The following is a 19,328-nucleotide window of genomic DNA, read 5'->3' as shown; positions in this document are numbered from 1 at the left end:
TATATGGGGATGTATTCCATACATTCAACGGCGGGAATGCAGGAAAAATAAAAGGGGAGATAAAATCCCCCCTTTTTGTTAACTGCTTGAGCAAATTGGTTAATTATTCACCAGATGCCTGCTGCGCTTCCGGTTTGCCGTAAATCAGCAGCGGCTTGCTCTGACCATCGATAACCGAGGCGTCGATGACCACTTTTTCCACATCTTCCATTGACGGAAGATCGTACATGGTATCGAGCAGCGCGGCTTCAACGATAGAACGCAGGCCGCGAGCGCCGGTTTTACGCGCCATCGCTTTCTTAGCGATAGCATCCAGCGCTTCGTCGCGGAACTCCAGCTCAGCGCCTTCGAGGCTGAACAGCGCCTGATACTGCTTGGTCAGGGCGTTTTTCGGCTCTTTGAGGATCTGAATCAGCGCTTCTTCGCTCAGCTCGCTCAGGGTCGCCACCACCGGCAGACGCCCGATGAACTCAGGAATCAGACCAAACTTAATCAGATCTTCCGGTTCAACCTGAGACAACAGCTCGCCTTCGCTGGCCTTGTCGGATTTAGCCTTAACCGTCGCGCCGAAACCGATACCAGAACCGGTTTCAACACGGTGAGAAATGACCTTATCCAGTCCTGCAAAGGCGCCGCCGCAGATGAACAGGATCTTAGAGGTATCAACCTGCAGGAACTCCTGCTGCGGATGCTTACGCCCGCCCTGCGGCGGAACCGCGGCAACGGTGCCTTCAATAAGCTTCAACAGCGCTTGCTGCACGCCTTCGCCGGAGACATCGCGGGTGATCGACGGGTTATCCGATTTACGGGAAATTTTGTCGATTTCATCAATGTAGACGATACCGCGCTGGGCTTTCTGTACGTCGTAGTCGCACTTCTGCAGCAGCTTCTGGATGATGTTTTCAACGTCTTCACCCACGTAACCGGCTTCGGTCAGAGTGGTGGCATCCGCCATGGTGAAAGGCACATCCAGCAGGCGCGCCAGCGTTTCCGCCAGCAGCGTTTTACCGGAACCGGTCGGTCCGATCAGCAGAATGTTGCTTTTACCCAACTCTACGCCGTTGCTGGTGTCGCCATTGCGCAGACGTTTGTAGTGATTGTATACCGCCACCGCCAGCACTTTTTTCGCCGGCTCCTGGCCGATAACGTAATCGTCCAGATGGTGGCGAATTTCGTGCGGAGTCGGCAGCGCGCTGCGCTCGCGATGCGGCGCGACTTCTTTAATTTCTTCGCGAATGATGTCGTTACATAAATCAACGCATTCGTCGCAGATATACACGGATGGCCCGGCGATTAGCTTACGCACTTCATGCTGGCTTTTGCCGCAAAAAGAGCAGTACAACAGTTTGCCCGAACCATCTTTGCGTTTATCTGTCATGAGTCCAAACCTCTTATTAAGTTCTTTGTGCCGCACACGACGACGCAAATGCCATTCTCAGGCGCAAACCGCTATGAAGCGTTGTGCCGCCCTCTTACAACCAAGTATAGCGGCACCCTTGCGCCAGGGGCATCAATTACGATGAGTCAAAATGGAGTCGACGAGGCCGTATTCCACTGCTTCTGAGGCAGACAGGAAGCGATCGCGCTCGGTGTCACGCTCGATCTGCTCAAGAGATTGACCCGTATGATGTGCCATCAGTTCATTCATGCGACCTTTCACCTTCAGGATTTCGCGGGCGTGGATTTCGATATCCGTCGCCTGGCCCTGGTAGCCGCCCAGCGGCTGGTGAATCATCACGCGTGAGTTCGGCAGGCAGAAACGCTTGCCTTTCGCCCCGGCGGTGAGCAGGAATGCGCCCATAGAGGCCGCCTGGCCCATACAAATGGTGCTCACGTCTGGTTTAATGAACTGCATGGTGTCATAGATAGACATCCCGGCGGTAATCACGCCGCCCGGAGAGTTAATGTACAGATAGATATCTTTTTCCGGGTTTTCCGCTTCCAGAAACAGCATCTGCGCCACGATCAGGTTAGCCATGTGATCTTCTACCTGGCCGGTCAGAAAAATGACGCGCTCCTTGAGCAGACGGGAGTAAATATCAAATGAACGTTCGCCGCGTGAGGTCTGTTCAATGACCATCGGCACCAGGGCCATATGGGGTGCAAAGTTGTCTCGTTCGCCACTGTATGACATTTCCGTCTCCTGGATTAATTTGAAAAAAACCGCTGCACTGATTGTAACCTTACGGACGGATTATCAGCCAGAATTTCTGCTGTCGGGCAGAAGTGCATAGATGCACGCTTCATTACGGCGCATGATTATGCCAATGCAGTTACGTCTCCCGGTTATGGGGATGACGTCGCCATAATTCAAGCATAACAATCTTTTGCCGTAACGCTATCACTGAAATCGCCTTTTCGCACTCATCCTAAGGCTATCATTGCAATAAAAAAACCCGCAGCCTTTCGGCAACGGGTTTTTACTCAAACCTTAAACCTTGAGGCGAAATTACGCCTGCTGGTTCATCAGTTCGCTGAAGGAAGTGGCTTTTTCAGACACTTTAGCTTTCGCCAGCACGGCTTCAACGGCCTGCTCTTCCAGCGCAACGTTGCGCATGTTGTCCATCAGCTCTTTGTTCTTGCTGTAGAACTCGACCACTTCTTTCGGATCTTCGTAAGCGGAAGCCATCTCTTCGATCAGACCTTTTACGCGATCTTCGTCAGCTTTCAGCTCGTTGGTACGAATCACTTCGCCCAGCAGCAGACCAACAACAACGCGGCGTTTAGCCTGCTCTTCGAACAGCTCACGCGGCAGTTCCAGAGCCTGTTTCTCGTTACCGCCAAAACGCTGAGCAGCCTGACGACGCAGAACGTCGATTTCGCTGTCGATCAGTGCAGCCGGTACGTCGATATCGTTAGCTTTTACCAGGCCTTCGATAGCCTGAGACTTAACGCGGTTACGCACGGCGCCTTTCAGCTCGCGCTCCATGTTTTTACGCACTTCAGCGCGCAGACCGGCTACGGAACCATCTTCAACGCCGAAACGTTTGATGAACTCTTCAGTCAGTTCTGGCAGTTCACGTTCTTCAACTTTTTTCAGGTTGATAACGAACTTCGCCGCTTTACCTTTCAGGTTTTCAGCGTGGTACTCTTCCGGGAAGGTCACGTCGATGGTGAACTCTTCGCCAGCTTTGTGGCCTTTGATACCCTCTTCAAAACCCGGGATCATGCGGCCCTGGCCCATCGCCAGGACGAAGTCAGAGGCTTTGCCGCCTTCGAACTCTTCGCCGTCAACGGAACCAGTGAAGTCAACGGTAACGCGGTCTTCAGCATCAACTGCGCCGTCTTTTTCTTTCCAGTTAGCCTGCTGCTTGCGCAGAGTATCCAGCATGGTATCAACATCGGCGTCGGTCACTTCAACAACCGGTTTTTCAACTTCGATCGCTTCCAGACCCTGCAGCTCAACTTCCGGATAAACTTCGAACTCTACCGCGTAGGTGAAATCTTCACCCAGCTTGTATTCGCCCGGAACATAGTTCGGCGCGCCGGCCGGATTAATTTTTTCTTTGATGATCGCGTCAACGAAGTTGCGGCTCATCAGATCACCCAGCACGTCCTGGCGAACAGATGCGCCATAACGCTGAGCAACTACATTCATCGGCACTTTGCCTTTACGGAAGCCGTCAATGCGAACTTTTTTCGCTACGTTGACCAGCTCGCTTTTGACAGCATTCTCGATGCTGTCAGCGGCGATAGTAATCGTTACACGGCGCCCAAGGCCCTGAGTGGTTTCAACTGAAACTTGCATCTTGTTACCTCAAAAAAATCACAGTGCTCGGTCAACTCTGGAAGCGCGAACTGGTTGCTTCGCAGAACCGGGATGCCCTCTTCAAATCAGAAACACATTCCCTGTCGTCAGAATCATCCCGAAGACATTCATAATAAAAGACGCGGCATTATAGCGGCATCACTTTTGTGAGTCGAGAACGGTTGTCGCCCACTGCTGCGGCTTTTTTCACATTTCCCGAGCAAATTTGCCTGCCAAAATGCGCGCATCGCACAATTTTCAGGCAAAACAAAACGGCCCGCAGGCCGTTTTCTCATAAATCTCCACGCAACATACTGGAAAAGCTCCAGCGGTTGCAAATGTGATTTCTACGCGATACTTCCAGCTCCGCGACAAGGAGGAGAAGCAAAGACGGTATCCTGTAGCCCTTCCCACTCTTTGATTGTGTAGGTATGCAACGCCAGAGCGTGCACGGTGCTTGATAGTTCCTCAGTCAACGTTCCGTAAATCATACGGTGACGATTAAGAAAACGCTCGCCAAGGAAGCGATCGCTTACCAACACCACTTTAAAATGACTTTCAGAGCCCGCAGGAACGTTGTGGCGATAGCTTTCATCCACGACTTCAAGATACACCGGGTCGAACGCTGCCCTAAGTTTTGCTTCGATCTGTTCACGTATCATCATGAATTTTCTCCTCCGACAACGCTGTATTGCCGCCATTCCCTTTAAATGTTAGCCGCTTTTACCGCTTCCATTGGGCGAAAACAACAAAAAATTAGCATTCCTCTGATATTTTGCGGCAAAAGTATCAGGTTTACTGATTCTGTCTCGCTGAAGCCCCGTCCGGATGGCGATAACCGATATGGCAAGGCCAGAAAACGCACAAGACGATGAATTTACATGCGTTGCCACTTCCCCTTGCCGTTGGCGATGTTATGATGGCGGGAATTTTCCTCATTACCACTCCACCATGCGTTGAGACCCTGAACATGTTTAAGAAAATTCTCTTTCCTTTGGTCGCGCTGTTTATGCTGGCCGGATGCGCCACTCCGCCGACCACTATTGAGGTATCGCCGAAAATCACGCTGCCGCAGCAGGATCCGAGCCTGATGGGCGTGACCGTCAGCATTAACGGCGCCGATCAGCGTCCGGATCAGGCGCTGGCGAAAGTCACCCGTGATAATCAGCAGGTTACGCTAACCGCCTCCCGCGACCTGCGTTTCTTGCTGCAGGAAGTGCTCGAGAAGCAGATGACCTCGCGTGGCTACATGATTGGTCCAAACGGCGCGGTTGACCTGCAAATCATCGTCAACAAACTGTACGCCGACGTTTCTCAAGGCAACGTACGCTACAACATTGCGACCAAAGCGGATATTGCGATTATCGCGACCGCCGCCAACGGCAATAAGATGACGAAAAACTACCGTGCCAGCTACTCTGTTGAAGGCGCCTTCCAGGCCTCGAACAAAAATATCGCCGATGCGGTAAACAGCGTCATGACCGATACCATCGCCGACATGGCGCAGGACACCAGCATTCACGATTTCATCAAGCAAAACGCGCGTTAATTTGAGTTGCAGACCCGGCCTCGCGTCGGGTCTGCACGATATGCTATGTCCAATCATTATTTACGCATTTTCACGCAGCCAAAATCAGCTATCCTGCTGATTCTCGGTTTCGCCTCTGGATTACCGCTAGCCCTGACCTCCGGCACGCTACAGGCGTGGATGACCGTTGAAAACATCGATCTCAAAACCATCGGTTTTTTCTCGCTCGTCGGGCAGGCCTACGTCTTTAAATTCCTCTGGTCGCCGGTAATGGACCGCTATACGCCGCCGTTTCTTGGTCGTCGACGCGGCTGGCTGCTGGCGACCCAGATCCTGCTACTTATTGCCATTGCGGCGATGGGATTCCTTGAACCTTCCACGCAACTACGCTGGATGGCGGCGCTGGCGGTCGTTATCGCCTTTTGCTCCGCCTCGCAGGATATCGTGTTTGACGCGTGGAAGACCGACGTGCTGGCCGCTGAAGAGCGAGGCACCGGGGCGGCAATCAGCGTGCTGGGCTATCGTCTGGGGATGCTGGTTTCCGGCGGGCTGGCGCTATGGCTGGCCGATCGCTGGCTGGGATGGCAGGGAATGTACTGGCTGATGGCCGCACTGCTAATCCCCTGCATTATTGCTACTCTGCTGGCCCCGGAACCCAGCGACGTCATTCCGGTGCCGAAGACGCTGGAGCAGGCCGTCGCCGCACCGCTGCGCGACTTCTTCGGCCGCAATAATGCCTGGCTTATTCTCTTGCTTATCGTCCTTTATAAGCTTGGCGACGCGTTTGCCATGAGTCTGACCACCACCTTCCTGATTCGCGGCGTCGGTTTTGATGCGGGCGAAGTGGGCATGGTCAATAAAACGCTCGGCCTGTTCGCCACGATTGTCGGTGCGCTTTATGGCGGCGTGCTTATGCAGCGCCTGACGCTTTTCCGCGCGCTGCTGATTTTCGGCCTGCTGCAGGGGGTATCCAACGCCGGGTATTGGCTGCTCTCAATTACCGATAAACACCTTTTCTCCATGGCGACGGCGGTGTTTTTCGAAAACCTGTGCGGCGGAATGGGCACGGCGGCATTCGTTGCGCTGCTGATGACGCTGTGCAATAAGTCATTTTCAGCCACCCAGTTCGCTTTGCTCTCAGCGCTCTCCGCCGTTGGGCGCGTATATGTGGGGCCTATCGCCGGCTGGTTTGTCGAAGCTCACGGATGGCCTGCTTTCTATCTCTTTTCCGTTGTTGCTGCGGTTCCGGGGATTTTGCTGCTGTTAATTTGTCGCCGTACGCTTGAACATACTCAACGTTCGGAGAGCTTTATGCCGCGCACGCTTTTTCCTCAGGCCTACGGGCTGGCATTAGTTATTCTGGCGATTGGCTGCCTGATACTGGCGATATGGCTACTGCTGCTGGTCCTCAACGCGCTGGATTACACCACCTTTTCCTTCCTCGCGGGCCTGCTTGAGGTTGCCGTTCTTACCGCCGTTGCGGGTATTTTGCTCGGCGCGTTCCTTGACTACCTCGCATTGCGCAAAACAGAGTTGATTTAAATCAGCGCAAGAACGTAAATGGACGTTGTAATTACTAAACGTAATTATAACGTCTTATTAACGATTTTATATTCAATGTACCTGATTTGTTGTTTTGTGCGTTTTAGATTTCTGGAAATTATTGACAATTTTTATGCGAATCTATAAATAATTTAACCGATTCAGCTCAGCTGGTTTTATTTTCGGCTTTTATGATGTCTGTAATTTGATAATTAATTGTTAATTATTTGTGTTGTTTTGCAGGTGGTTATGCTCATTCTCTTATAAACCCTTTCGTTCTTATCCCTTTCGTTATCAATCCCACGGAAATCAAGGTTTGCAAGCTATAATGTCACACTCCGTAACATATGTGACAAGGCAAGCAGAAGCCGCTAACATAGAACAGACACAGCTCCAACTATGTTTACAGTAATGCAACCTTCCCGTAAAATGCCCGTACACTTTAAGCGCCACCAGATTCCGTGGAATTGAGGTCGTTCAATGAGACTTAGGAAATACAATAAAAGTTTGGGATGGATGTCATTAATCGCAGGCACTTTATTACTCAGTGGTTGTGATTCTGCACTCCTCGACCCAAAAGGACAGATTGGACTGGAGCAACGCTCTCTGATTCTGACGGCCTTTGGCCTGATGATGATCGTCGTTATTCCAGCCGTCTTGATGGCAGTAGGATTTGCCTGGAAGTATCGTGCGAGCAATAAAGATGCGAAGTATAGCCCGAACTGGTCACACTCCAACAAAGTTGAAGCTGTGGTCTGGACGGTTCCTATTCTGATCATCCTGTTCCTGGCCGTTCTGACCTGGAAAACAACTCACGCATTAGAGCCGAGCAAACCGCTTGCTCACGATGAAAAACCTATCACCATCGAAGTCGTTTCGATGGACTGGAAATGGTTCTTCATCTATCCGGAACAAGGCATTGCTACCGTCAACGAAATCGCCTTCCCGGCGAACGTACCGGTACACTTCAAAGTGACCTCCAACTCCGTGATGAACTCGTTCTTTATCCCACGTTTAGGTAGCCAGATTTACGCAATGGCCGGGATGCAGACTCAGCTGCACCTCATCGCGAACGAACCTGGTACTTACGACGGTATCTCCGCCAGCTATAGCGGCCCGGGCTTCTCAGGAATGAAGTTCAAAGCTATCGCCACGCCGGATCGTGCAACCTTCGATCAGTGGGTAGCGAAAGCCAAACAGTCTGCGAACGCTATGGACTCCATGGAAACGTTCGACAAACTGGCTGCGCCTAGCGAATACAACAAAGTGGAATACTTCTCTAACGTGAAACCTGATTTGTTTAAAGATGTGGTGAACAAATTTATGTCTCACGGTAAGAGCATGGATATGACCCAACCCGAGGGCGAGCATGCAGCGCACGAAGGAATGGAAGGCATGGACATGAGCCACGCGGAAACCGCTCACTAAGGGGCCGAGGAAGAAAACGATGTTCGGAAAACTTACACTGGATGCAGTGCCCTACCATGAACCCATTATTGTGGTTACGGTGGCTGCAATTATCATTGGGGGGCTGGCGCTTCTGGCTGCCATCACTTACTTCGGTAAGTGGTCCTACCTTTGGAACGAGTGGCTGACTTCGGTTGACCACAAACGTCTCGGTATCATGTACGTTATCGTAGCAATCGTCATGTTGCTGCGTGGCTTTGCTGACGCCGTTATGATGCGTAGCCAGCAGGTGCTGGCCTCAGCTGGGGAAGCAGGCTTCCTGCCGCCTCATCACTACGATCAGATCTTTACCGCCCACGGCGTTATCATGATCTTCTTCGTAGCGATGCCGTTTGTTATCGGTCTGATGAACCTGGTGGTTCCGCTTCAGCTCGGTGCGCGCGACGTTGCCTTCCCATTCCTTAACAACCTGAGCTTCTGGTTCACCGTTGTGGGCGTGATTCTGGTTAACCTTTCTCTGGGCGTCGGTGAATTCGCGCAGACCGGTTGGCTGGCCTATCCGCCGCTATCGGGAATCGAGTACAGTCCAGGCGTCGGGGTCGATTACTGGATCTGGGCTCTCCAGCTATCCGGTATTGGTACAACGTTAACTGGTATTAACTTCTTTGTTACGATTATCAAGATGCGTGCCCCTGGCATGACCATGTTCAAGATGCCGGTATTTAGCTGGGCATCTCTGTGCGCCAACATCCTGATTATCGCCTCTTTCCCAATTCTGACCGTCACCGTCGCGCTGCTGACCCTGGACCGCTACCTGGGCACCCATTTCTTTACCAACGATATGGGTGGCAACATGATGATGTACATCAACCTGATTTGGGCCTGGGGTCACCCGGAAGTGTACATTCTGGTTCTGCCAGTATTCGGCGTCTTCTCCGAAATCGCCGCAACCTTCTCGCGTAAGCGTCTGTTTGGCTACACCTCGCTGGTATGGGCAACAGTATGTATTACCGTTCTGTCGTTCATCGTTTGGCTGCACCACTTCTTTACTATGGGTGCGGGCGCGAACGTAAACGCCTTCTTCGGTATTACGACCATGATCATCGCTATCCCGACCGGGGTTAAGATCTTCAACTGGCTGTTCACCATGTACCAGGGCCGCATCGTCTTCAACTCAGCAATGCTGTGGACGATTGGCTTTATCGTGACCTTCTCCGTAGGCGGTATGACCGGCGTTCTGCTGGCGGTACCGGGCGCAGACTTCGTGCTGCACAACAGCCTGTTCCTGATCGCGCACTTCCATAACGTCATCATCGGTGGCGTGGTGTTCGGTTGCTTCGCAGGTCTGACCTACTGGTGGCCGAAAGCCTTTGGCTTCACGCTGAACGAAACCTGGGGCAAACGCGCTTTCTGGTTCTGGATCATCGGTTTCTTCGTGGCGTTTATGCCGCTGTACGTGCTGGGCTTCATGGGTATGACCCGTCGCCTGAGCCAGCAGATTGACCCACAGTTCCATCCGATGCTGGTTGTTGCAGCCTGCGGTGCGGCGCTGATCGCCTGCGGTATCCTCTGCCAGCTGATTCAGTTCTACGTGTCTATCCGCGATCGCGAGCAGAACCGCGACCTCACCGGTGACCCATGGGGCGGCCGTACGCTGGAGTGGGCAACCTCTTCTCCTCCGCCGTTCTACAACTTCGCTATCGTTCCTGTCGTTCACGAGCGTGACGCGTTCTGGGAAATGAAAGAAAAAGGCGAAGCGTATAAGAAACCGGCTGGCTATGAAGAGATTCATATGCCGAAAAACAGCGGCGCGGGCATTGTCATTGCAGCTTTCGCAACGTTGTTTGGTTTCGCAATGATCTGGCATATCTGGTGGCTGGCGATTGCAAGCTTCGTCGGCATCCTGGCGACCTGGATCATTAAGAGCTTTGACGAGGACGTGGATTACTACGTGCCGGTTGCAGTAGTCGAAAAACTGGAAAATCAGCATTTCGATGAGATTAACAAAGCAGGGCTGAAAAATGGCAACTGATACTCTTGCGCATAACGCCCACGCGCACGAACACGGGCACCATGATACAGGACCGATGAAGGTATTCGGTTTCTGGATCTACCTGATGAGCGACTGCATTATCTTCGCCACTCTGTTCGCTACCTATGCCGTTCTGGTGAACGGCACGGCGGGCGGTCCGACCGGTAAAGATATTTTTGAACTGCCGTTCGTTCTGGTTGAAACCGCGCTGCTGCTGTTCAGCTCCATCACCTACGGCATGGCGGCTATCGCCATGTACAAAAACAACAAGAGCCAGGTCGTTTCCTGGCTCGCGCTGACCTTCCTCTTCGGGGCAGGATTCATCGCGATGGAGCTCTATGAATTCCATCATCTGATTGTTGAAGGTATGGGTCCGGATCGCAGCGGCTTCCTGTCAGCGTTCTTCGCGCTGGTCGGCACCCACGGTCTGCACGTGACTTCAGGTCTGATCTGGATGGCGGTGCTGATGGTTCAGGTTTCCCGTCGTGGGCTGACCAGCACTAACCGCACCCGTATTATGTGCCTGAGCCTGTTCTGGCACTTCCTGGACGTCGTGTGGATCTGCGTGTTCTCTGTTGTTTATCTGATGGGGGCGATGTAATGAGTCATTCTACCGATCATAGCGGCGCTTCTCACGGCAGCGTGAAGAGCTACATGACAGGATTTATTCTGTCGATCATTCTGACGGTTATCCCGTTTGCAATGGTGATGAGTGGCTCCGCATCGCATGCGGCAATTCTGGGAACCATCCTGGTTACTGCAGTTGTGCAGATTGTGGTGCACCTCGTGTACTTCCTGCATATGAACAGTAAATCGGACGAAGGTTGGAACCTGACCGCATTTATCTTCACCGTAATCATCATTGCTATCGTAGTCGTTGGCTCCATCTGGATTATGTGGAACCTGAACTACAACATGATGATGCACTAAGAGCGGCGAGTATGTTTAAGCAATACCTGCAAGTAACGAAACCAGGCATCATTTTTGGCAACCTGATCTCCGTGATTGGCGGTTTCCTGCTGGCCTCCAAAGGCCACATCGACTATCCGCTATTTCTCTGGACGCTCCTCGGAGTATCCCTGGTGGTCGCCTCGGGTTGTGTTTTCAACAACTATATCGACCGTGATATCGATCGTAAGATGGAACGGACGAAAAACCGGGTGCTGGTCAAAGGGCTGATCTCGCCAGAAGCTTCGCTGGTATACGCCACCGTGCTGGGTATTGCTGGCTTCATGCTCCTGTGGTTTGGCGCTAATCCTCTGGCCTGCTGGCTGGGGGTGATGGGGTTCGTGGTTTATGTCGGCGTTTACAGCCTGTACATGAAGCGCCACTCCGTCTACGGCACGTTGATTGGTTCTCTCTCCGGCGCTGCGCCGCCGGTGATTGGCTACTGTGCGGTTACCGGTGATTTTGACAGCGGTGCCGCGATTCTGCTGGCGATTTTCAGCCTGTGGCAGATGCCCCACTCTTACGCTATCGCGATCTTCCGCTTTAAGGATTATCAGGCAGCGAATATTCCGGTTCTGCCGGTAGTGAAAGGCATTTCAGTCGCCAAAAATCATATTACCGTTTACATCATCGCCTTCACCGTGGCTACGCTGATGCTCTCTCTGGGCGGCTACGCCGGATATAAATATCTGGTTGTCGCTGCGGCCGTGAGCGTCTGGTGGCTCGGTATGGCGCTGCGCGGCTATAAAGTGGCGGATGATAAAGTCTGGGCGCGTAAGCTGTTCGTCTTTTCGATTGTCGCCATTACCGCGCTGTCGGTGATGATGTCCGTTGACTTTATGGTGCCGGATTCACATAGCCTGCTGGCTTACGTCAGTTAATATCGCTTAATGGCGTATCGTTCGATACGCCATTATTTTCACCTTACTCTTTCTTAATCACTCTTCTATTTCTAACGTTCTGACTAACTCAGGTGAAGGTTTGTACCGCGTCAAGCTGCACAAGGCCCGGCGTAAATAGAGTCGTTCAATAAACCCCGCGATCCGCTGGCGAAACGCAGCCGATCCGTTTAATCCACGAATGTAGATAAATTACGTGCGGACTCAATATAAGTCCTGCGCCCCTGTTGTCTGGCTTCATACTCGCTTCAGAATAGCCGCTACTATATTCATAATTTGAAATGAACTGGTTTATCTTCGTCTCTATTCCTACTGATTTAAATTGATATAAAAATTCAACAATTCACACGCCAGGATAGCTAGCCTGCCGTAATTCGGCAATGGTAGTCTTGCGCCGTGGGTACGAGACTCACTAATAAAAATTTATTCAATTAAACAAGGATATACCAATGAAAGAATTAACTATTGGCGAAATGGAATCTATTTCTGGCGGTTTTAATCTGGTCGATTTTGCGACAAGCATTACCAGCCTGGTTGTCAACGCCGGTAGCGGCTTTAGCGATTTTATCACCACCGCTGGCGCCACCATCGCCAACGCCATCATTAACGGTACCGTTGAGCTCGGCAAATTCCTGACCGGCGCATCTGACTGGAGCGAATATCTCTCCGCAAGCCATGCAGGCTTGAATGATGCCCTAAGCGCCCTTTCCAACAGCTGGTCCTCTTTCGCTGGTGAGATGGCAGCAGACTGGGGTGCCTTCTCTAAGAACCTGACCGCTTAAGTCAGTCTCAAACGATCTTAAGGCAGGGTTAGCCCTGCCTTTTTATCTGCGCGGTATTATGACGCCTCCCCTTCCGTTGCATCAGTCCATGGATATTATCTCACCCCACCAGCATCGCCTGGGCGCTATAGAGTAAATCCAGATGATCGCGACACAGCGCCTCCAGCGAGGTTCTCGACTGATGGCTGGTTAAGCTCAGCGCCCCCCAGTAGAGCCCTTCCCTGTCGGATAGCGGCACCGCCAGCACCAGCATGCCAATTTCAAACTCCTGCTCAATCGCGGCATAGCCCTGCCGACGCACCTGAGCGATCTTTTCCATTAAAGCCGCTACGTCCGTTACCGTATAGGGCGTGCGCTGTTCGCGACGGATCCGCTGCAAAACGGTTTCACATTCATCTTCCGCTAACGAAGCCAGCCAGAGCCGCCCCCCGGCGGTACAGTAAATCGGCACCCTTTCTCCCAGACGCACTGAAGTCGAGTTAAACGGCGTATGCTTGCTGCGGGCAATATAAACCAGCTCATCGTCATCAATCACACCTACCGAAGCATGCTCTTCCGTTCGGCTGGCGATGTACTCCACGATCGGTCGCACCATCCGCGGAAACTGCGCCGAATCCACATACGCCTGCCCCAGCCTTAACGCTTTGGGCGTCAGCCAGTAGTGACGTCCGTCGGTCTGCAGATAGCGCTCATGCAGCAGCGTGAGGAAAAAACGGCGTGCGGCGCTAGGCGTCAGACCGCTCATTTTCGCCGCCTGCGGCACCGTGAGACGCGGAAACTCTTTCGAAAATAGCTGGATCAGCGCCAGCCCCTTTTGCAGGCCGACGATTAGATCGCGGGAATGAATCTGGTTTTGCATAGCTGTTCACACTTTCGCAACAATATGATCGGTTTAGCGCGATTATCGCAGTGGTGGTGCGATTAACAACCAGTATGGCCGAATTCTGCGTTGTCGCTCTCAGCTTCCGCTGAAATACTTTAACAACATTCATTTAACAAAATGAGGTTGGAAATGGTCAGTGGATTCACTCAGGTCGTCGCCGTTATCGGCCACCCGATTACCCAGGTTAAATCGCCGGAGAACTTCAACCGCTACTTTGCCGAACGACAGATGGATAGTGTCATGATCCCGGTGGATATCGCTCCGCATGCCGTTGCTGATTATCTCAATACGCTACGCGGCTGGCACAACATGAGCGGCGTGCTGGTTACCGTTCCGCATAAACAGCGTGCCGCTGCCCTGGTTGATGAGTTAACGCCGCGAGCCCGACACCTGAATGCCGTCAATGTCATCCGTAAGCTGGCCGATGGCCGTTTGCAAGGCGATATGCTGGATGGCGTCGGCTTCCAGCTTGCCGCAGAGGCGCATGGATTTAATGCCGCGGGTAAAAAGGCGCTGCTCTCCGGCTGCGGCGGCGTCGGCAGCGCAATTGCCTGGGGATTATGCGAAGCGGGCATCCTTCAGCTGGCCCTGCATGACCAGAATCCCGCTGCCCTTCAGCAACTGCATAACCGACTGGCAGCCCATTTTCCCCACGTTCAGCTCAGCGACCTGCCCGCTACCCTTACTGGTCTGGATTTAGTGGTGAATGGCTCTCCAGCGGGAATGACCGGTTTCGCTTCTTTACCGCTGCCGCAGGCGCTGCTGGAAACCCTTCCCGCAGCAACGCATGTCGCTGACGTGGTAACCGCGCCGATCGTCACCCCGCTTCTGGCCTTCGCCCGCGATCGCGGCTGCACTATCCAGACCGGGCCGGAGATGGCGCTGGCGCAGATGAAACTCATGGGGCAGTTCATTGGCGCCATTCCGCAGGAACAAGGAGCGGCAGCATGAAAAGCTGGGATGTCATCGTTATCGGCAGCGGCGCAGCAGGCTTTGCCGCGGCGGTGACCGCCTGCTGTAAAGGACTGTCGGTGCTGATGCTGGAAAAAGCCCCGCAGTTTGGCGGCACCTCCGCCATTTCCGGCGGCGCGGTATGGATCCACGATAGCGATCAGGCGCGAACAATGACTACAGACGATAGTCAGCAGGCAATCAAAACCTATCTGCGGACCATCATCGGCGAGCCCAACTATCGTCAGGATCTGATCGAAGCTTTTATCTCTTCGGGACGCGAGGCGCTGGCGTTTCTTGAAAAAGAGGGGGCGGTGAAATATAGCCTGCGTCCGCTTTCTCCGGATTATTACCCGGATGAACCCGGTGCCGTCGACGTCGGCCGGGCGCTGGAGGTGGTGGAGTTTGACGGGCGCAAGCTGGGCGAACATTTCTGCGATCTCCGTTCTCCTCCGCCGGGGATGCTGCTATTTGGCGGAATGATGGTTAATCGGGTCGATATCCAGCACTTTCTCGATCTGCGCCGCTCCCTGCGCTCTATCACCCACTGCGGCAAGCTGCTGCTGCGCTACGGCCGCGATCGGCTCAAATACCCTCGAGGAACACGACTGGCGATGGGTAACGCGCTGATAGCGCGCATGGCGACGCTCGCCTTTCGCAAAGGAATGCAGCTCAGGCTCAACGTGAATGTGCTTTCGCTAAGCGAACGCAATGGCGAAATAACCGGTGTGGAAATCGAGAACGATGGGCAGCCACAGCTCCTTGAAGCCCGCTGCGGCGTGGTGCTGGCGGCGGGAGGTTTTGCCGCAGGCAAACTGGCTGAACGCTATCGCCCTGCTACTCGCGAGCACTACACCATGTCGCCCGCCGCCAACGACGGCGCCGCGCTGCGCCTTGCCGCCGCGGTCAATGCCCGCGAAGGCGCCGATCTGCCGTCTAACTTTTTCTGGGCGCCGGTCTCGGTTTTACGGCGTCCCGACGGCACGCAAGAGCGCTTCCCTCACCTGGTCATCGACCGCGCGAAACCCGGCATCATTGCCGTTAACCAGCGAGCGGTTCGCTTCGTGAATGAATCAAATTCTTATCACCATTTCGCCAGCGCCATGCAAAGCCGGGCAGAAAACGCCCCCTGCTTCCTGATTTGTGACGCTCTGGCCATGAAGCGCTATGGCCTGGGCCTTGCGCGCCCTGCTCCGGTGAATAACGACGCGCTGGTGAAGGCGGGCTATCTGCACCAGGCCGAAACGCTGGCGGAACTGGCGCAACAGCTCGGGCTGGACCCGCAGACGTTGGCAGAAACGGTGGCACGCTATAACCGCGATGCCGCCCAGGGCCACGACCCGGAGTTCGCCAAAGGCGGCAACAGCTATAACCGCGCGATGGGCGATCCCGGCCATCGGCCAAACGCCTGTAACGCTCCGCTGACCAGCCCGCCGTTTTACGCCATTACCCTCTATACCGGCGATCTCGGCACCTCGCGCGGCCTGGTCACTACCGCCAATGCTCAGGTCATTAACCAGCAGGGGAGCCCCATTAAAGGGCTCTATGCCGTCGGTAACGATATGGATTCGATTATGGCAGGCACCTATCCCGGTCCAGGCATTACTCTCGGCCCGGCGCTCACCTTCGGCTATCTCTCAGCCAGCCATATGGCGCAACAACACACACTCTCAACAGGAGAAAATTATGATCTATGAAAAACGTACCTACACCATTAATCCGCTGAAAATGGCCGACTGGCTGGCGTTATATAAAAGCGATGCTTACGCCGTACAAACCGAACATCTCGGCAAACTCATCGGCTTTTTCTTTACTGAAATTGGGGTGGTTAATCAGGTGGTGCATATCTGGGCCTATGAAAGCCTGGACGATCGCCTGGTGCGTCGGGCGCGCATGGCGCAGGACGAACGCTGGCTGACGTTTTCACGCAAGAACCGCGAACTGGCCGCCGTTGAGCGCCTGGAGTCGGTTCTTCTGCGCCCTACTGATTTTTCACCGCTGCAATAAGGAGTCGGTTATGAGCGGGCAGATGAACGTGGATGTTCTGGTGGTCGGCTCCGGCGCGGCGGGGCTCTCCGCCGCCGTCACTGCCGCCATTGGCGGCGCCAGCGTGCTGGTTGCGGAGAAAGAGTCGGTGATTGGCGGCACCAGCGCCTGGTCCGGCGGCTGGCTGTGGATCCCGCATAATCCGCTGGCGCGTGAAGAGGGGATTAAGGAAGAGCCCAACGCACCGCTGGTTTATTTGCAGCATGAAATGAACGGTGAACCGGCCGATGCGCGCCTGCTTGCCTACTTACGGCACGGACCGGAGATGATTGACTTTTTCCGCCGCCATACTGCCGTGCAGTTTCTTTCCGGCAGCAAAATGCCCGATTTTCATCATTCGCCGGGATCGGCCGCCGGAGGGCGCTCGGTCACGGCGCAGCCTTTCGATGGGCGGCTGCTCGGCGACTGGCTGCATCGCCTGCGCCCGCCTCTGGAGACTATCAGCCTCGCGGGGATGGGCATTGCCGGCGGCACGGATATGGCACACTTTTTCAACGCCACTCGCTCGCCGCGATCGGCGCTGTATGCCAGCCGTCGCCTGCTGCGCCACGGCTGGCAGCGACTGCGCGCCGGACGCGGACAGCATCTGGTTAACGGCAACGCTTTGGTTGCCCGGCTGCTGCGCTCGGCGCTGGATGCAGGAGTGACTTTTCAGCTTAATGCGCCGGTTGAACGGCTGCTCGCATCAGGAAACGGAGTAAAGGGCGCGATATTACGCAGCGACGACGGCCGGATAGAGGTTCGGGCCGGTGCGGTGATCCTCGCCTGCGGCGGCTTTCCTCACGACAGACAGCGCCTGGCCGAAAACGTGCCGCACGCCGCCAGCGGCTATGGCCACTTCTCCGCCGCGCCTCCGGGTAATCAGGGGGAGGGCATCCGCCTTGGCGAAACGGTCGGCGGCCAGTTTGATACCACGCTCAGGCATGCGATGGCCTGGGCGCCCGTTTCGCGCGTGACGCAGGCCAGCGGTCTGCAGCTGGTCTTCCCACATCTGGTTGAACGCGCCAAGCCCGGCTTTATTGCCGTACTGCCCAACGGTAAACGCTTTACCAATGAGGCTGATTCCTACCACGATTTTATCGCCGCGCTGCTGGAGGTCACGCCGCCTGGCGAAGCGCCACAGGCGTGGCTGATTGGCGATAGCCGTGCGCTTCGGCGCTATGGGTTAGGCCATGCCCGCCCTTTTCCTTTTGCCCCGGAGTCCTGGCGACGCACCGGCTATCTGTACGTCGGCGAGACGCTGGAAGCGCTGGCGAAAGCATGCGCTATCGATTCGCAGCAGCTGGCGAAAACGATCGCCCGTTTTAACGGTTTTGTAGACCTGGGGGAGGATAAGGATTATCAGCGCGGCGCGTCGGCATACAACCGCGCGCAGGGGGACGCCAGCCGTTCCCCTCACCCTACGCTTGGGAAACTCAGCCGCGCGCCTTTTTATGCGGTACGCATTCTGCCCGGTTCGCTGGGCTCCTTCAGCGGTTTACTTACCGATGAGAATGCGCGCGTTCTCAACGCGCAGCAGCAGCCGATTCAGGGCCTTTACGCCATCGGCAACGATATGTCGAGCGTGATGCGGGGATTCTATCCCAGCGGCGGTATCACGCTTGGTCCGGCCATGACCTTTGGCTACATGGTCGGTAAAAAACTGGCAGAAAACATTAATAAAGCAACGCAGTAAAGCATTTTACCAGGGACGGCAATACGCATAACAACAATCACCTGCAACTGTACTGGAGTCCTTTATGAACATGCGAACCCTGTCACTCGCCGCGCTTACCCTACTCGACGTCCCGCCACCGCAACAGGTGCGGATCGCGGCCCAAACCGGATTTACTCACGTCGGCCTGCGCCTGCTTCCCGCCACGGCGACCGACCCTGACTATGGCATGCTGGGCGATACTGCCGCTGTCCGCGATACCCTGGCAGCGCTGATAGAAACCGGTATTCGCGTCTCGGACGTTGAGATAGTCCGCCTGACGCCAGATTTTTCGCTGGACGCTCGTTTGCAGCTCTTTCTCCATACCGCCGCGCGTCTGGGCGCCAGACAGGTTTTAGTCGCCGGAAATGATGACAACCGCGCTCGCAGCGCGGAAAATCTGGCCCGGCTTGCCGAAGCTGGCCAGGAGTATGGTTTAACCATGAACCTGGAGCCCATGCCCTGGACACAGCTGCGCACCATCGCCGAAGCCCAGGCGCTTATCGCCGCCAGCGGCCGCCAGGATATCGGTATTTTGATCGACGCGATTCATTTCTGGCGCTCAGGCGAGTCGCTGTCTACGCTCGCCGCGCTGCCGAAAAACTGCCTCAACTATATGCAGCTTTGCGATGCCTCGCCGCAGATCCCAGCAGATGAACAGGAGCTGATTTACCAGGCCCGCGCCGCGCGTAAGGTGCCCGGCGAAGGCGGGCTCGATCTGCATGGACTGATGGCGGCGCTTCCGGCGACGCTGCCGGTTTCTATCGAGGTTCCGCTAAGCGGCGAACGCGGCGCGCTGCCGGCACTCACTCGCGCTCAGTTGCTGTTTAACGCCGCGCAGTCCTACCTGCGCCCTTGCGCATAAGGAG

18 protein-coding genes are annotated in these 19,328 nt (G+C 54.6%); 13 read left to right on the top strand and 5 right to left on the bottom strand.

Annotated elements, in window-relative coordinates:
- Positions 1 to 103: 103 nt before the first annotated feature.
- The 4 genes from clpX to bolA form a co-directional block, all read right to left on the bottom strand.
- Positions 104 to 1,378 (bottom strand): ATP-dependent protease ATP-binding subunit ClpX, encoded by a 1,275-nt coding sequence (gene clpX, locus ABLV12_RS14820; RefSeq protein ID WP_004099538.1) that lies wholly within the window; start codon positions 1,376 to 1,378, stop codon positions 104 to 106.
- A 132-nt stretch (positions 1,379 to 1,510) separates the two neighbouring features.
- Positions 1,511 to 2,134: an ATP-dependent Clp endopeptidase proteolytic subunit ClpP gene (clpP, locus tag ABLV12_RS14815; RefSeq protein ID WP_003021624.1), complete on the bottom strand. Its 624-nt coding sequence runs from the start codon at positions 2,132 to 2,134 to the stop codon at positions 1,511 to 1,513.
- A 315-nt stretch (positions 2,135 to 2,449) separates the two neighbouring features.
- On the bottom strand, positions 2,450 to 3,748 hold the full coding sequence (gene tig, locus ABLV12_RS14810; RefSeq protein ID WP_004099537.1) for a trigger factor: 1,299 nt from the start codon (positions 3,746 to 3,748) through the stop codon (positions 2,450 to 2,452).
- A gap of 347 nt (positions 3,749 to 4,095) precedes the next feature.
- Positions 4,096 to 4,413: a transcriptional regulator BolA gene (bolA, locus tag ABLV12_RS14805; protein WP_004133447.1), complete on the bottom strand. Its 318-nt coding sequence runs from the start codon at positions 4,411 to 4,413 to the stop codon at positions 4,096 to 4,098.
- Positions 4,414 to 4,718: 305 nt separating this feature from the next.
- On the opposite strand from bolA, the gene ABLV12_RS14800 reads away from it, so the two are divergent.
- The 8 genes from ABLV12_RS14800 (at position 4,719) to ABLV12_RS14765 (ending at position 12,886) form a co-directional block, all read left to right on the top strand.
- Positions 4,719 to 5,297, top strand: coding sequence for a lipoprotein (locus ABLV12_RS14800; RefSeq protein WP_004111021.1), 579 nt, complete (start codon positions 4,719 to 4,721; stop codon positions 5,295 to 5,297).
- A gap of 45 nt (positions 5,298 to 5,342) precedes the next feature.
- Positions 5,343 to 6,818 (top strand): muropeptide MFS transporter AmpG, encoded by a 1,476-nt coding sequence (ampG, locus tag ABLV12_RS14795; RefSeq protein ID WP_004111020.1) that lies wholly within the window; start codon positions 5,343 to 5,345, stop codon positions 6,816 to 6,818.
- A gap of 480 nt (positions 6,819 to 7,298) precedes the next feature.
- On the top strand, positions 7,299 to 8,246 hold the full coding sequence (cyoA, locus tag ABLV12_RS14790; RefSeq protein WP_064397005.1) for a cytochrome o ubiquinol oxidase subunit II: 948 nt from the start codon (positions 7,299 to 7,301) through the stop codon (positions 8,244 to 8,246).
- Positions 8,247 to 8,265: 19 nt separating this feature from the next.
- Entirely contained in the window at positions 8,266 to 10,257 is a 1,992-nt protein-coding gene (gene cyoB, locus ABLV12_RS14785) for a cytochrome o ubiquinol oxidase subunit I (RefSeq protein ID WP_004099527.1), read from the top strand.
- Positions 10,247 to 10,858: a cytochrome o ubiquinol oxidase subunit III gene (locus tag ABLV12_RS14780; RefSeq protein ID WP_004099525.1), complete on the top strand. Its 612-nt coding sequence runs from the start codon at positions 10,247 to 10,249 to the stop codon at positions 10,856 to 10,858. Before cyoB ends, ABLV12_RS14780 begins: the two co-directional genes overlap by 11 nt.
- On the top strand, positions 10,858 to 11,187 hold the full coding sequence (locus tag ABLV12_RS14775) for a cytochrome o ubiquinol oxidase subunit IV (protein WP_004099523.1): 330 nt from the start codon (positions 10,858 to 10,860) through the stop codon (positions 11,185 to 11,187). Before ABLV12_RS14780 ends, ABLV12_RS14775 begins: the two co-directional genes overlap by 1 nt.
- Positions 11,188 to 11,198: 11 nt before the next feature.
- Positions 11,199 to 12,086, top strand: a complete 888-nt coding sequence (gene cyoE, locus ABLV12_RS14770) for a heme o synthase (RefSeq protein WP_004111018.1) — start codon at positions 11,199 to 11,201, stop codon at positions 12,084 to 12,086.
- A 467-nt stretch (positions 12,087 to 12,553) separates the two neighbouring features.
- Positions 12,554 to 12,886 (top strand): hypothetical protein, encoded by a 333-nt coding sequence (locus ABLV12_RS14765; RefSeq protein WP_004111016.1) that lies wholly within the window; start codon positions 12,554 to 12,556, stop codon positions 12,884 to 12,886.
- Positions 12,887 to 12,986: 100 nt separating this feature from the next.
- Here ABLV12_RS14765 and ABLV12_RS14760 read toward each other — a convergent pair whose 3' ends face one another.
- Entirely contained in the window at positions 12,987 to 13,745 is a 759-nt protein-coding gene (locus ABLV12_RS14760; protein WP_004099518.1) for an IclR family transcriptional regulator C-terminal domain-containing protein, read from the bottom strand.
- Positions 13,746 to 13,898: 153 nt separating this feature from the next.
- Between ABLV12_RS14760 and ABLV12_RS14755 the strand changes: the two genes are divergently transcribed.
- The 5 genes from ABLV12_RS14755 (at position 13,899) to ABLV12_RS14735 (ending at position 19,324) form a co-directional block, all read left to right on the top strand.
- Complete coding sequence (locus tag ABLV12_RS14755; protein ID WP_064397010.1) at positions 13,899 to 14,720, top strand: hypothetical protein; 822 nt, start codon at positions 13,899 to 13,901, stop codon at positions 14,718 to 14,720.
- Positions 14,717 to 16,417: an FAD-dependent oxidoreductase gene (locus tag ABLV12_RS14750; RefSeq protein WP_064397012.1), complete on the top strand. Its 1,701-nt coding sequence runs from the start codon at positions 14,717 to 14,719 to the stop codon at positions 16,415 to 16,417. Before ABLV12_RS14755 ends, ABLV12_RS14750 begins: the two co-directional genes overlap by 4 nt.
- Positions 16,407 to 16,727, top strand: a complete 321-nt coding sequence (locus tag ABLV12_RS14745) for an NIPSNAP family protein (protein ID WP_004099512.1) — start codon at positions 16,407 to 16,409, stop codon at positions 16,725 to 16,727. Before ABLV12_RS14750 ends, ABLV12_RS14745 begins: the two co-directional genes overlap by 11 nt.
- Before the next feature lie 10 nt (positions 16,728 to 16,737).
- Positions 16,738 to 18,441 (top strand): FAD-dependent oxidoreductase, encoded by a 1,704-nt coding sequence (locus ABLV12_RS14740; protein WP_064397014.1) that lies wholly within the window; start codon positions 16,738 to 16,740, stop codon positions 18,439 to 18,441.
- A 64-nt stretch (positions 18,442 to 18,505) separates the two neighbouring features.
- The gene (locus tag ABLV12_RS14735) at positions 18,506 to 19,324 is read left to right on the top strand and encodes a TIM barrel protein (protein ID WP_017146501.1); all 819 of its coding nucleotides are present in this window, start codon (positions 18,506 to 18,508) and stop codon (positions 19,322 to 19,324) included.
- Positions 19,325 to 19,328: the final 4 nt, after the last annotated feature.

Source organism: Klebsiella sp. CN_Kp100 (assembly GCF_040065315.1).
Lineage (GTDB): Bacteria > Pseudomonadota > Gammaproteobacteria > Enterobacterales > Enterobacteriaceae > Klebsiella > Klebsiella oxytoca.
Note: the sequence above shows the minus strand (reverse complement) of the source record. Positions and strands in the feature narration are given on the sequence as shown.

Bases quoted from the DNA above. Each gene is read 5' to 3' on its own strand.
- clpX (WP_004099538.1), bottom strand. From the start codon at position 1,378: ATGACAGATAAACGCAAAGATGGTTCGGGCAAACTGTTGTACTGCTCT.
- clpP (WP_003021624.1), bottom strand. From the start codon at position 2,134: ATGTCATACAGTGGCGAACGAGACAACTTTGCACCCCATATGGCCCTG.
- tig (WP_004099537.1), bottom strand. From the start codon at position 3,748: ATGCAAGTTTCAGTTGAAACCACTCAGGGCCTTGGGCGCCGTGTAACG.
- bolA (WP_004133447.1), bottom strand. From the start codon at position 4,413: ATGATGATACGTGAACAGATCGAAGCAAAACTTAGGGCAGCGTTCGAC.
- ABLV12_RS14800 (WP_004111021.1), top strand. From the start codon at position 4,719: ATGTTTAAGAAAATTCTCTTTCCTTTGGTCGCGCTGTTTATGCTGGCC.
- ampG (WP_004111020.1), top strand. From the start codon at position 5,343: ATGTCCAATCATTATTTACGCATTTTCACGCAGCCAAAATCAGCTATC.
- cyoA (WP_064397005.1), top strand. From the start codon at position 7,299: ATGAGACTTAGGAAATACAATAAAAGTTTGGGATGGATGTCATTAATC.
- cyoB (WP_004099527.1), top strand. From the start codon at position 8,266: ATGTTCGGAAAACTTACACTGGATGCAGTGCCCTACCATGAACCCATT.
- ABLV12_RS14780 (WP_004099525.1), top strand. From the start codon at position 10,247: ATGGCAACTGATACTCTTGCGCATAACGCCCACGCGCACGAACACGGG.
- ABLV12_RS14775 (WP_004099523.1), top strand. From the start codon at position 10,858: ATGAGTCATTCTACCGATCATAGCGGCGCTTCTCACGGCAGCGTGAAG.
- cyoE (WP_004111018.1), top strand. From the start codon at position 11,199: ATGTTTAAGCAATACCTGCAAGTAACGAAACCAGGCATCATTTTTGGC.
- ABLV12_RS14765 (WP_004111016.1), top strand. From the start codon at position 12,554: ATGAAAGAATTAACTATTGGCGAAATGGAATCTATTTCTGGCGGTTTT.
- ABLV12_RS14760 (WP_004099518.1), bottom strand. From the start codon at position 13,745: ATGCAAAACCAGATTCATTCCCGCGATCTAATCGTCGGCCTGCAAAAG.
- ABLV12_RS14755 (WP_064397010.1), top strand. From the start codon at position 13,899: ATGGTCAGTGGATTCACTCAGGTCGTCGCCGTTATCGGCCACCCGATT.
- ABLV12_RS14750 (WP_064397012.1), top strand. From the start codon at position 14,717: ATGAAAAGCTGGGATGTCATCGTTATCGGCAGCGGCGCAGCAGGCTTT.
- ABLV12_RS14745 (WP_004099512.1), top strand. From the start codon at position 16,407: ATGATCTATGAAAAACGTACCTACACCATTAATCCGCTGAAAATGGCC.
- ABLV12_RS14740 (WP_064397014.1), top strand. From the start codon at position 16,738: ATGAGCGGGCAGATGAACGTGGATGTTCTGGTGGTCGGCTCCGGCGCG.
- ABLV12_RS14735 (WP_017146501.1), top strand. From the start codon at position 18,506: ATGAACATGCGAACCCTGTCACTCGCCGCGCTTACCCTACTCGACGTC.